Source organism: Leisingera sp. F5 (assembly GCF_001593695.1).
The window spans coordinates 1-12,112 of the sequence record NZ_LUKH01000060.1; the positions used below are offsets into that span (position 1 = coordinate 1).

Genomic DNA, 12,112 nt, shown 5'->3' on the forward strand with positions numbered 1-12,112 from the left:
GCGCTGCGCCTGGCCGCGCATATCCTGGAAAATCACCGGACAGGGTCTGCAGGATGACTGTAACGATGGCATATCCTTCAAACCGGGAGGTGCTCGAGCGCCGCCGGGACCATATCCTGGTGACGTTGTGGATTTTTGTCACTTTCAAACAGTTCCGGTTTGACGAGTTGGTCCTTTATCCTTTGGCACTTTATTTTGCCTGGGCTTTCGTGCGGGATTTCCCCAGGATTTTCCCGCTGGCCGCGCGCAGTGCTGTCCTGTTTGTCTTTCCGGCCTGGTGGCTGCTTTCCGCACTCTGGGGCGACCAGACCGGGCTCATTCTGAAATCAGGCCTGCAGTTGATGCTCACGATTTTGATCTGTTACTGCATCGCGACACGCCTGACCGCGCGTGATCTTTTCATATCGCTTCTGATTGTATCAGGTTACTATGCCGTAATGAGCTTTCTGGCCCCTTATACGGGGACCGGAACAGTCGCCCGAGGGGTGTTTTCAAGCAAAAATACAATGGGGTCCGCCATGGTGATTTTGTGGCTCGCCTCGCTCTGCATCCTTATCGACACCGGGTTCTCAAAAAAGGTTAAACTGCTGGCGGCTGTTGCGGCAGCCCTGGCTGTCTGGCAAATACATAGATCAGACTCCGCAACAGCTGTGCTGCTTGCACTTGGCATTTTCGGGCTTGTGTTCTGCCTGGGCATTCTGCCGCGATCCGGTATCTTCAAAAGCCCCTTTTTCTACATTGCGGCTTTGACGGTTTCCGGCATCACCGTTCTGATGCTAGGTGTTTTCTTCTCATCATTGACAGTTGATCCGGTCAATACCGTCCTTGCAGCTTTTGGCAAAGACGGCACGCTGACTGGCCGCACGGTCCTGTGGCAGTATGCGGCCGCACAAATCGAACAGCAGCCGCTTCTTGGTGTGGGGGCCGGCGGGTTCTGGACCCCGTATGACAAACTGTCAGAAGCCAGCCGCATCTACGAAGAATTCCACAAGGCAGACTACGCCACCTTCTCTTTTCACAATTCGTATTATGAAATTGCCGTGCATCAAGGCCTGATCGGATTGTCATTTTGTGTCCTTATTGTGCTCTGGACCATTGGCTGCATCCTTCTTTTCAGGAATAAATCTGAACCGGTTTCAACTGTTTTCTTTCTTTGTGTCTGCGCTGTTACATTAGCCAAGAGCATGACGGAGTCTGAATTGCTCGCACCGTTTGCGCTTTTGACGATACTCTCTCTGACAGGAGGCCTGATGTCTTTGCGTGGTTTTCCGGCAGCTCCAGGCTCCGGGAAACAGGCCAGCGGGCTGCACGTCATGGGATGAGATCAGGCCTATTGCTTTAGGCACCGGAATGGGGGAGGCATTTGCAATGCGGGTGGAGCCAAACGCCAAGGATATGGCGCGCGGGGGGGCGTTGCTCCGCAATCCAGATCTGCGAACCGGCATGGGGGCTGCGGCACAGGCGCGAACAATAAAAGAGTTCAGCCCGAACGCCTATGGCCGAAAGCTCAACAGCTTCTTCGGTCATGAGGTTGAACCACGCCTTGAAACGGGAATGAACAGGGTCGCAAATTGAAACTGGTATCCGCAGAAGAGGCGCAAAAAAACGGCTGGGATGTCATTCTGGTTGGAACAAGTTTCGCCTCGTTCTTCTTTGCCTATAAACTGAAGGGCAAGGGTCTGAAGGTGCTCTTTGTTGAGCGCGGGCCTTATGTCGACCACGACAGGCAGCTTGAAACCCGGCTGCACCGCCCGGCTGGCGAAGTGGCTCAGGAGAACAGTTCCGGGCAGCGCAAGGATTGGACCGTGCGCCATCAGTTCGGCGGATGTTCGAATTGCTGGTGGGGGAATACGCCGCGCTTGCAGCCAAGCGACTTCGAGCTTCGTTCGCGCTACGGCGTGGCCCAGGATTGGCCGGTTTCCTACGCTGACATTGAGCCTTACATGATCGAGGCGGAATACCTGATGGATGTCGCCGGCTCGGATGAGGCCGGATATGCACCGCGCAGCGCACCGTTCCCGTTTCCGCCGCATGTTCCGACCCGGGCGGAACGCAGGCTTTTCAAAGCCGAGCCGAGCTGGCAGCCAATGCCATGTGCCCGGTCCAACGGCGGCCGCCGCCCCGCCTGCTGCGTGTCTGGCACCTGCAATCTTTGCCCCATCGATGCGAAGTTCACGATACTGAACTCGCTTGATCTGTTTGCGGATGAGGGTTTTCAGTATCTTCTCGATGCAGAATGCAGGGTGGTTGAAACTGCTGCAGGCCGGGCAGCGGGGGTTGTGGTCAGCACTGCGGACGCAGGCCCGGTCACGCTGCGTGCAGATTTCGTCGGCCTGGGGGCGAATCCGATCTACAACTCTGCCATTCTTCTGCGCTCCGGCATCGGCTCCGAACGGGTCGGCCGCGGTATTCACGAACAGCTTGGCCAATTCATTTGGGCCGATATCCCGTTCGACAATTATTATGGCGGCACGTCTTTGACCGGCATGGGCTATGGGCTTTATGACGGGGATTTCCGCCGCGAAGCTGCGTCGGTGCTGATTGAAAGCTGGAATGCGCCTCCCTCGCTCAGGCTGGAGCGCGGGAAATGGCTGCAGCGGCTCAAGCTCAAACTGGTGGCGGAGGATTTGCCGCAAGCAAGCAACCGGGTTGTCTTGAAGGACGGGGAACCGGTTGTTTTATGGACCGGGCACAGTGATTATGCCTATGCGGGTCTTGCGCGCGGCCGTGAGCTTCTGCCTTCCTTGATCCCCTTCGAGCATGAGATTGTCAGAATAGGCGGCTTTGAGCCGACCGAGGCGCATATTGTCGGCGGAACACCAATGGCCTGGGATCGCGCCGGCGGGGTTGTTGACAGGAAATGCCGTGTTTTCGGAACGCCGGATCTCGCCTGCCTGGGCGCTGGCGTGTTCACCACAGGGTCTGCCGCCAATCCGACACTGACGCTTGCGGCATTATCTCTTTATGCAGGAGAACTGTTATGAAAATGCGCCGCCGGATGTTTGTGATGGGCGCCGCCGCAACAGCTCTTGTTGCGGTTCCAGTGTCATTGGGCGGGACGGTTGGATTTCTAAAGCGTACGCTTCGCGATCATTTTGGGCCTGATGTTCTGAATCTTGACGGGGTTGCCGATTTTGTCACTGAATTTGCATCATATTCCGGGCAGGGTAGCCCGGCCAAAAAACTGGCCGCGGAGGTGTATTTTGCCTGGCATGGCGACCAGATGAAGATGATCGGCCCGGCTGCCGCCCTTCGGGACCGGTTCCTGTATACGATCCTGACCAGAAGCAACATTATTGCAGTCCAGCAGCAGCGGGCAGCTCAATTCGACTATGGTTTGGCCGACCCTTGGCTCCCGGCTTGCGGTTCTTATCTTTCCGCAGCTGCCGAAGAGACTCTCTGAGGTATGGATTGGCCGGAAAGGATACGGCCAGCGGCCGAGGGGGAGCCAAAATCCGGCAGGCGCGCGCATTGAGCGGGCGGGACTGTGCTGTCGCCGTGCTTCCATCCTGCAATGGACACCCCGTTCCCGCTGTTCAATGCGACAGTCACGCCTGCGGTCCGGGTTTCCTGCAAAAGCCTGATGATGTTCGGGCTTCGGATGCCGGGCTGGTTGGTTATAAAAACACCCACCGGATTGCAAAGGACTGTGAGTTTGAAATCGGAAAAATCTCCGATCAGGGGGCGGCCCGTCCTGAGATCGGTCGTGAACGGCGGCGTGTCCGGGCTGCGCACATACAGAAACTCAGAGAACCTTGGCCTGTTATAAGCCAGATCGAAGTCCCCCAGCCATTCTATTGCGCGCATTTCCTCATCGGTCACGATGAGGGCATTGTCCGCCAGCCATGGCGCAAGCAATACATCAGCATCCTGCCATTGCCAGCGTGTTTTGCCTAACAGCATATTTCCATCTTGCCCCATCATCAGCTTCGCACTGCGCACGAAAACCGGGTTGGAGAGAGCTAAGAAACCCGTTGCGATGAGGAGGATCAGGCAAGAAAGAGGATGTTTCAAAGAGGCAGGAAGACGAGGCGGCATGGCTTTGACTGAGGTATCCCTCAGAAGGCGCCAGAGCGCGGGCAATAATGCCTGCAAGCCTATCCCCCAGAGGACGAAGAAGAACGGCATTGTTGAAAAGAGATACCTGATGTTCTTCAGCCCTCCGAAGGACTGCAGCAAAAAGGTCGTTGCGAACAGTATCAGGCAAAAAGAGGCAGGCAGGAAATTTACACGCAGTGCAACAATGGAAATCACCGGGAAGAGAGGCCAGAATGTGGGGTAGTTGTCTCTGAAATTCCGGTGATAGAACGTTGTGTCGTCAACAGGCGGCCAAGGCTCCCAATTGTATGTGACCCAAAGCCAGTGGATTTTCTCTGCAAACGCGCCGCTCAGCAGGATACCCGCAATCACAGCCGCCACGGCGCCAGCCAGCCACCAGAGCCAAGGATTTGCCCGTAACCAGCCTGGCAAAAAAACCAAAAGAATCCAGATCCCTGTTGCGCCGACGCCCAAGGCGGTAAGCATTTGCAGATCCAGCGCAATCAGAAAGAGGGCGGCTGCCACGGCTAGAGCGGTCAGCTGCCATGCAAGCGAAGTGAGATTGGCAAAGGCAATGTAGACAAGCAGGGCCCCTGCTACAAACAGCATACCCTGCGCGGCATAAAATCGAATATACTGGGATACTTCGATGCCGTTTGGCCAGAAAAGCAAAAAAGTCAGCGTGATCAGCGCGGTTACGGCACCGCTGACATGATAAGCCCATGCCACGACCATTGACACCATGACCGCGCCGGGAATGACCGCGGGTATCAGTCTCGCGGCGAAAGCTGATTGCTCCCCGAGGATATCAAAGCTCAGCGCAATCACCTGAGTGAAATGCGCGGCCCGGGTGTATGCGCCATCCAAAACAGAAAGAGTCCGGTCTTCCTGCCAGCTGACAGCGGGCAGGTACTGATAAAGCTCATCATAGATCAGGGGATGATCAATCATTCCGGTCCGGGTGAAAACAGCCAAAACAAATGCAATCAAACCGATTATAACAACAGTGATGGAATGCACGTTGTTGCGCCCCTGATCAGAACTGTTCCCCCTTAATCCACAGTGCTCTGCCACCAATACCCCCCCTATATGCTGCGTGTGTTTTTTGGCACAACGGGTGCGCCAAAGGTTTGGTCAATCCGAACTGGCCAAAAACTGTTCTCGAGCACTTTTGAAATTTCTGGCGGCGACATCGTGCGATGAAACGCCATCGGGGGTGCAAACTGTCCGATCGAAGCCTCCTCGGAAAACTCAACGTTATACAATAAAGATACAATATCAGATTTTTTCATCATCATGAACTTCCGAATACCGCCTTCGAGCTGTTTCTTCAGTCTGAATTCTGCCGGGTCTAAAAGGTTTGCGCCACCAGAGACCCGGGAATCGATGACGGCAGGTTTTCTGGCGGCTTGTTCTGGCTCCGCCGGATAGCTTTACCAGCCGCCAATATGCGCTATATCCATAAAATATGTCACCATATCGAAACTTTGATCCGCAAAGGGGAGCCACTGTAACGCTCCCGTTTTCCATTTCAGGTTTTTGTGTTTTATCTGTAGCGCTTCGGATGTGATCTGACATTTTCCCGGGTTTCCGGTGGCAACTGTCAGTCAAAGTTCAGTTCAGGAACTTTTTCTTCCAGGTTTCCTTACCCTTAATCATGGTCTGGAACGGTGCTTTTCCGCAACGCATTTTGCCCTGATGAGTGCGCTCGCGATTGTAGCGGCGCTGCCATTCCCCTGCGGCCCCCTGAAACCAGGCGGTATGCCAATCTGCCAAGGGAATGAGATCGGCCTGGCCAGCTCCCGGTTGTCTGGCGTCAGCACCAATGGGCCGGTTTAGAGCAGTTTGATAAGACTGAGCTTGTTTCTCATCATGGCCGCCATGAAGCGGAGGTCAGACAGAAGTCCGGAAAATAAAAGAGTCACGGCGAGAAGGCCGTCAGAAACACTTCAGTGCAACTGTGCTCTCACATAGAAATTTGTTCGCAGAGGGATCGGCAGCCGGTCCGGATTAATGATCTTAAGCATAAAAACCCCTGGGCGGCCAAGGTACATTTTAACCTTTCCAATAAAGTATGCATTGACGACACCGATGTCGAAGAACTCAATATCGAATTGATGTTTTGAAAAGCGCCGTCTCAATTGATAGTAGCTGTGCAGAGCACAATGTTGTGGCGGCTTGAGAAAATCGAAGGTCCGCTTGATGCCGTAAAGCGTTGACCAGCGCACCATTTCAAATGGTATGTTGGCCCACTTGTTCGGAGTCTGAAGGAGATAATGCCCATTTGGTTTAAGGACCCGGCGCACCTCTTCCAGGTGGCGGTCGGTATCCGGAATGTGCTCGAGAACATCAAAGCTGAGCACGAGATCGAAGCAATTGTCATCGAAGGGCAGCTTGGCGCCATCGGCGACTTGGACGTCGAGCCCGGGCGGGCATTGATCAAGGGCGTCACGCTCTGGATCGATTGCGGAGATCTGGTGGCCGGCCTCATGAAGGGCTTGCAGCAGACGCCCTTCACCGCAGCCAATCTCAAGAATGCGTTTTGGTGACTGAAGCAGTCCCGTACGCTCCAGGAACTCAATGTTCGAAGCAAAATTGCCCCAATCCTGACGCTCCAAGTCAAGCATATGACAACGCCTTTTCCATGTGCATTCACCTTGGTTTTATATATCTATCTTGCCTGACTGCCCAGTTGAAAGGAAGCTTGGATCCCCCACGGGATTTGGATTGCGGATGTGAAGATTTCCGGCGCTTGCCCGGTCCGGAAAGCTGTCCCGGGTCTTGTTGGCATGGCGACCGGAACTCTGCCACCGGCTGCGCCATGGAGCCGTCGCAGTCTCAATTGACCTGCTGCCCGGAAAATCTCCAGCCGGATGGTCCAAAGCCGGGTAGCGGCGCAGCCAGCCTTGCACTAACTTTCAATTTGAACCACTCAAATGGGTCTGCACATGGGCATTCCTTCTGTATTGCCGGTTTCTTGAAATAGTGCCGATTTAAATACGGGTTTCAAGAGTTGCATTGGGAAAAGGCTGGTGGCTTTGAACAACAATAGCTTAGCAGAGAGCTGCTCATCTCCGCAAATTCATAAGGTGGATGGCCATGTGCATCTGCATCCCGGTTTCGATACCGCGCGAGTGCTGGACAGCGCGCGCCGCAACATGGGGCTTTCCGGGCCGCCTGAAGGATCGGCCGGTTTTCTGCTGCTGACAGAAACAGCGGGCACCGACCGTTTTTCCTCGCTTCCCAATCGCGCTGGCATCTGGTCTGTCGAACCCTGCGCGGAACCGGTTTCCAGGGTCGCGTGCAGCCGTGACGGGTGCCGGCTTTTTATCATTGCAGGCCGCCAGATCGTAACAGCAGAAGGCCTTGAAGTTCTTGTCCACGGCACGACAGAAACCATTGCAGATGGCCTTCCTCTGCGCGACGTGATGGCTGTTGCGGACGGCCTTGCAGCTCTTGCCGTGCTTCCGTGGGGGGTCGGAAAATGGGTTGGAGAGCGCGGGCGCATCATCCGGTCGCTTGCGGCTGCCGCGCCGGTCTCTGCAAGGTTTTGTCTTGCTGATACCGGTGTCCGTCTTAAGGGGACGCCTCGCCCGAAGGCGCTGACGGAAGCCGAAACAAACGGGTGGCGTGTTCTTGCAGGTTCAGACCCTTTGCCGTTTCCGACCCAAACTTCTGCTGTCGGGCGCTTTGGGTTTGCTGCCGAATTCCTGCTCGATCCTGATCATCCCTTCCGCAGCCTTGAGCGTTGGGTCCGGTCATGCGGCCGGTCTCCAGCATGTTATGGCCCGCTGCAGGGTTTGATCGGATTTCTGGTGCTCCAAACCTTCATGCAAGTGAGAAAGCGCTTGGTGTGATCCATGCCTGCCACGCTTGGCCATATCGGAATCCAATATCTGGTGACAAAGGCGTTTTTGCCCGCCGCTGATGTGAAATGGATATTGGCAGGATGCGTCGTGCCGGATGTTCCCTGGATCATTCAACGTGCTGCAACCGGGCTGACTGACGCACCGTTGATAGATCTGCGTTTGTTTGCAATCGCCCAGGGCAGCTTGGCGGTAAGCTTGGTTTTATGCGCCTTCCTGGCCGCTTTCAGCAAGAGGTTTTGGCCCGTTTTTCTTGTTCTCGCACTGGGTTCTGTTCTCCACTTGGGGCTTGATGCTTTGCAGACAAAATGGGCAAACGGTGTTGTTCTGCTGGCGCCGCTGCGATGGGATTTGCTGAACTTCGGCCTGTTCTGGCCTGAAGACTGGCCGACCTATGGGCTGTATCTTCTGTCAGTTGCGGCCGGAATTCGGGTTTGGGCAAATAATCCAAGATCCGGCACGGACTTGCAGTTCCCGAGCGGATGGAGGGCGGCAATTGCAGCTCTGCTATTGGCAGCATATGCCAGTCTCCCTGTCTTTATGAAGGATGGCGTACGGGCGGCAGATCTGCACTATGCGGCCACACTCGAAGATACCGGAAACAGAACCGGAAAGCCGATAGAGTTCGACAGAAGCCGCTTCGGCATCTTTCCGGGCGGCGCCAATCTGAAAGCCTGGACTGGCGAAGAGTTTCAGTTGACCGGGCATCTTCCAGCTCAGGGTGAAACCGTCTCCATTCGCGGCAGGTTTGAAACGCCAGCGGCAATCCGCGTTTGCGAGTTTCATACGCACGCTTCAGGTGTGCGGGACGCTGCTTCCTACAGCGGGCTCTTGGCGGTCATCCTGTGGTGGGTTTTCTGCATTGCGGACCGTTTCCGTGCCTGGTTCAGATGATACTGAGGGACGGCCGCGAAGAACCTCCTCGATTTCATAGCTGCGCAATCTTCGGCTTGATGAAAAAATGATGATTTCCCGCGCCCGCCTCCGATCAGTTCCGCCTAATTGGCACAATTTTATAGTTAGAGCATGTCCGGCGGGAAAACACCCCGCTTCCGGTCCGGGGTTTCAGGCGGGCGTCACCAGCCCGTCATCGTGACAGAGCCGGAAAACTCCAGCTTCTGGCGATCAAAAGCTGGGGAGCGGCGCACCAAGCAAGCATCATTGCTCTCCCGTTCCGGCCTAGCAATGATGTCAAAGCGGCCTAGTTTCTTCAAGAATTGTCTTCATTTACTTGCATTGCTAAGGTCAATGCATCTTGGGGCCGGGAGCCTGTATTGGAGAAACACTGGAGTTTGAGTAACCGTAGATCTTGAAGCGGGGGTAGGGCAGTGGCTGTCAGGTATTCTGTAATCGTTCCGATACTGAACGAGGAAGAAAGCGTTGATGTATTGTACAGCAAGGTCGCAGAAACTCTTGATGCTGCAGGTCTTCCGTTTGAGCTGATATTCGTCGATGACGGGTCGACCGACGCCAGTTTCTCAAAACTTTCAGACCTTGCAGCCGCCGATCCCCGTGTCGTTGTGCTGAAATTCCGGAAAAACTACGGGCAAACTGCTGCGATGGCTGCGGGCATCGAATATGCGCGCGGTTCAGTGCTCGTAACCATGGATGGCGATCTTCAAAACGACCCGGCCGACATCCCGATGATGGTGTCGAAAATCGATGACGGGTTTGACATGGTCATTGGCTGGCGGATCAACCGGCAGGACAAATGGCTGTCGCGCAAACTGCCATCAATGATTGCCAACCAGCTGATCGGCCGGATCACAGGCCTGCCCGTGAGAGACAACGGGTGTTCGCTGAAAGTATACAGAGCGAATGTGATTAAGCGCGTGCCGCTTTATTCTGACATGCACCGGTTCATTCCTGCCATGACCCTCCCTGTCGGCGCCAGGATCGCAGAGGTCGGTGTCCGGCACCACGCGCGTCAGTTTGGCGAGTCAAAATACGGGCTTTCCAGGATTTTCAAGGTTTTGCTTGACCTGATCACGATCAAAACCCTGCTTCTGTTTGCGCGCCGCCCGATGCGCCGTTTTACCGGGCTTGCTCTCAGCTCTGCCGCCGCAGCGCTTCTGTTTGCGGGGCCTGTGCTCATCGGCCAGGGCACAGCCGCGGCAGGCAGCGTGATGGTTTACACATCGGTTTCAATGCTTTTCGGATCCTTGACACTGTTTCTGTTTTTGATCGGCATGGTGTGCAGCTTGATACACCGCCAGATCGGTCCCTCTGATCTGTATTGGCAGGGCGGCCATTCAAAGAGCGCACTGCCAGAGAGAGAGTAATATGCTTCACGATCAAAACCCGGCTGGACCCGGGGCGCCTTCAACCGGGCTGGTTTCAGTGATCATGAGTGCAGAAGGCGATGGAATAGGCATCGCCGAGCTGCTGATGGGCTTCCGGACCGTACTTGACGGCAGGCCTGAGCCTTATGAGCTGATTGTCGTTTTCGAACAAGCCTCGCACGGGGTTCGTGACGCTCTGAACCCGCTGAAAACGCAGTGGCCGAACTTGAAACTTTATGCGATGCGCCCCTGGGGAGGGGAAGACGCAGCCATCAAGCACGGGCTTGGCCAGGCGGTGGGCGAAATTGTTCTGACCCTTCCGTCCTGGCCCGAAATCGACCCCAAGTCTATCAGTACCCTGATTGATGCCGCCGGGCAGGCCGACATGGTCGCTGGCAAGCGCAGCGGGCTGAACAGAAGCGGCATGCAGAGGTTTCGCGCCTGGATTATTCACGGCCTCCTGAACATTCTTTTCCACCAAAGTTTCGATGATGTCTTTTGCCGGGCGCGGGCCGGGCGCAGAGACGTGTTCCTGCGTGTTGCAGAGCTGGGCGTCCGGCAGCATTTTCTGCCGCTGATCGCAGCATCGGAAGGTTATAGCGTCAAGGAAGTGGACCTTCCGATTGTAAAAGATTTTGACGTTCAAAAGATTTACAAGTTCAAGCCCAATGCCCATGTCGGGGCGCTTGTCGATGTGATGACACTGTTCGTCGGCCTGAAATACCTTAAGCGCCCCCTGCGGTTTTTCGGCTCCATCGGCGTCCCGCTTATCATCGCCGGAGCTTTGCTGACCGCTTACCTCGCGATTGAGCGCCTCTTTTTCGGAGCCCCGCTTGCCGACCGCCCCGCATTGGTCTTCTCTGTTCTGATGCTGGTTTTAGGAATTCAGATCGTGGCGCTCGGTCTGGTGGGTGAAATCATTATCTTTTCGTCAAGCCGAAGATTGCGCAGTTATGAAATCGAAGAGGTTCTGCGCGGGCGTCCCTCAGTACCGCCCAAAGCCGGCACGGCATCGGTCCGCGATGCAGAAAACCCACCACAAAACGACGACCAAAAGCCCGCTGTAGGAAGCAGCGTCCCGCACACCTGAAACGTGTGTATGAAACGCGGAAACGCGGATTGCCGCTGACGTTTCAAACCTGCCGCGAATGGAGATGGTTTCACCTTGAATTGGAAGATGCCCGATCAACTGAAACTCTTCGCCAGTCCAGGCTTTCAGATTGGCGCCGCCCGGAAAAATGCCGAAGCGGCTTCTATCGAACTCTATCGGCTTTCCGATTCTGTTTCCGGTATCTTCGAGTGTGGCCGCATAGTGCAGATCTGCCGCCCGCACACCATCCTTCATAAGGACTGGAAGACTGGCATATGCTGCCAATAGCAGGGCTGCAATTGGCGCCCTCCATCCGCTCGGGAACTGCAAGTCAGTGCCAGATCTTGGATCATTTGCCCAAATCCGAATTCCGGCCGCAACTGACAGACCGTACAGCGCATAGGTCGGCCAGTCTTCAGGCCAAAACATGCCGAAGTTCAGCAAATCCCATCGCAGCGGCGCCAGCAAAACAACACCGTTTGCCCATTTTGTCTGCAAAGCATCAAGCCCCAAGTGCAGAACGGAACCCAGTGCCAGAATAAGAAAAACGGACCAAAATCTCTTGCTGAAAGTGGCCAGGAAGGCGCATAAAACCAAGCTTATCACCAAGCTGCCCTGGGCGATTGCAAACAAACGCAGATCTATCAACGGTACGTCAGTCAACCCGGTTGCAGCACGTTGAATGATCCATGGAACATCCGGCACGACGCATCCTGCCAATATCCATTTCACATCAGCGGCGGGCAAAAACGCCTTCGTCACCAGATATTGGATTCCGATATGGCCAAGCGTGGCAGGCATGGATCACACCAAGCGCTTTCTCACTTGCATGAAGG

Annotated in this window: 11 protein-coding genes; 8 read left to right on the forward strand and 3 right to left on the reverse strand. The window is 55.3% G+C overall.

Translation table 11 applies throughout. The annotated features are described in order from the left end of the window. The 4 genes from A2I95_RS22770 to A2I95_RS22785 all read left to right on the forward strand — a co-directional run. Nucleotides 1-1,322: O-antigen ligase (locus A2I95_RS22770; RefSeq protein WP_291733527.1), on the forward strand; the 1,322-nt coding region annotated here is incomplete at its 5' end. Nucleotides 1,323-1,350: 28 nt separating this feature from the next. Next, complete coding sequence (locus A2I95_RS22775; protein WP_291733528.1) at nt 1,351-1,575, forward strand: hypothetical protein; 225 nt, start codon at nt 1,351-1,353, stop codon at nt 1,573-1,575. Next, the gene (locus A2I95_RS22780; protein ID WP_291733530.1) at nt 1,572-2,984 is read left to right on the forward strand and encodes a GMC family oxidoreductase; all 1,413 of its coding nucleotides are present in this window, start codon (nt 1,572-1,574) and stop codon (nt 2,982-2,984) included. Before A2I95_RS22775 ends, A2I95_RS22780 begins: the two co-directional genes overlap by 4 nt. Then, entirely contained in the window at nt 2,981-3,403 is a 423-nt protein-coding gene (locus tag A2I95_RS22785; RefSeq protein WP_291733531.1) for a hypothetical protein, read from the forward strand. Before A2I95_RS22780 ends, A2I95_RS22785 begins: the two co-directional genes overlap by 4 nt. On the opposite strand, the gene A2I95_RS22790 is transcribed toward A2I95_RS22785, so the two are convergent. Together A2I95_RS22790 and A2I95_RS22795 are read right to left on the reverse strand one after the other, a co-directional pair. Further along, nucleotides 3,370-5,058: a hypothetical protein gene (locus A2I95_RS22790; RefSeq protein ID WP_291733532.1), complete on the reverse strand. Its 1,689-nt coding sequence runs from the start codon at nt 5,056-5,058 to the stop codon at nt 3,370-3,372. The two genes, A2I95_RS22785 and A2I95_RS22790, sit on opposite strands and share 34 nt — an antisense overlap. Before the next feature lie 929 nt (nt 5,059-5,987). Beyond that, entirely contained in the window at nt 5,988-6,665 is a 678-nt protein-coding gene (locus A2I95_RS22795; RefSeq protein ID WP_291733533.1) for a bifunctional 2-polyprenyl-6-hydroxyphenol methylase/3-demethylubiquinol 3-O-methyltransferase UbiG, read from the reverse strand. Between the two features lie 411 nt (nt 6,666-7,076). On the opposite strand from A2I95_RS22795, the gene A2I95_RS22800 reads away from it, so the two are divergent. The 4 genes from A2I95_RS22800 (at nt 7,077) to A2I95_RS22815 (ending at nt 11,276) form a co-directional block, all read left to right on the forward strand. Next, nucleotides 7,077-7,895, forward strand: a complete 819-nt coding sequence (locus tag A2I95_RS22800; protein ID WP_291733534.1) for a hypothetical protein — start codon at nt 7,077-7,079, stop codon at nt 7,893-7,895. A 3-nt stretch (nt 7,896-7,898) separates the two neighbouring features. Next, a complete protein-coding gene (locus A2I95_RS22805) occupies nt 7,899-8,798 on the forward strand; it encodes a hypothetical protein (protein ID WP_291733535.1) in 900 nt (299 codons plus the stop codon). Between the two features lie 434 nt (nt 8,799-9,232). Next, on the forward strand, nt 9,233-10,186 hold the full coding sequence (locus A2I95_RS22810; RefSeq protein ID WP_291733536.1) for a glycosyltransferase family 2 protein: 954 nt from the start codon (nt 9,233-9,235) through the stop codon (nt 10,184-10,186). Nucleotide 10,187: 1 nt separating this feature from the next. Then, nucleotides 10,188-11,276, forward strand: a complete 1,089-nt coding sequence (locus tag A2I95_RS22815) for a glycosyl transferase family 2 (RefSeq protein WP_291733537.1) — start codon at nt 10,188-10,190, stop codon at nt 11,274-11,276. Here the strand turns inward: A2I95_RS22815 and A2I95_RS22820 are convergent. Beyond that, complete coding sequence (locus tag A2I95_RS22820) at nt 11,172-12,077, reverse strand: hypothetical protein (RefSeq protein WP_291733539.1); 906 nt, start codon at nt 12,075-12,077, stop codon at nt 11,172-11,174. The genes A2I95_RS22815 and A2I95_RS22820 overlap by 105 nt on opposite strands. Nucleotides 12,078-12,112: the final 35 nt, after the last annotated feature.

Bases quoted from the DNA above. Each gene is read 5' to 3' on its own strand.
- A2I95_RS22795 (WP_291733533.1), bottom strand. From the start codon at position 6,665: ATGCTTGACTTGGAGCGTCAGGATTGGGGCAATTTTGCTTCGAACATT.
- A2I95_RS22815 (WP_291733537.1), top strand. From the start codon at position 10,188: ATGCTTCACGATCAAAACCCGGCTGGACCCGGGGCGCCTTCAACCGGG.
- A2I95_RS22805 (WP_291733535.1), top strand. From the start codon at position 7,899: ATGCCTGCCACGCTTGGCCATATCGGAATCCAATATCTGGTGACAAAG.
- A2I95_RS22820 (WP_291733539.1), bottom strand. From the start codon at position 12,077: ATGCCTGCCACGCTTGGCCATATCGGAATCCAATATCTGGTGACGAAG.
- A2I95_RS22785 (WP_291733531.1), top strand. From the start codon at position 2,981: ATGAAAATGCGCCGCCGGATGTTTGTGATGGGCGCCGCCGCAACAGCT.
- A2I95_RS22775 (WP_291733528.1), top strand. From the start codon at position 1,351: ATGGGGGAGGCATTTGCAATGCGGGTGGAGCCAAACGCCAAGGATATG.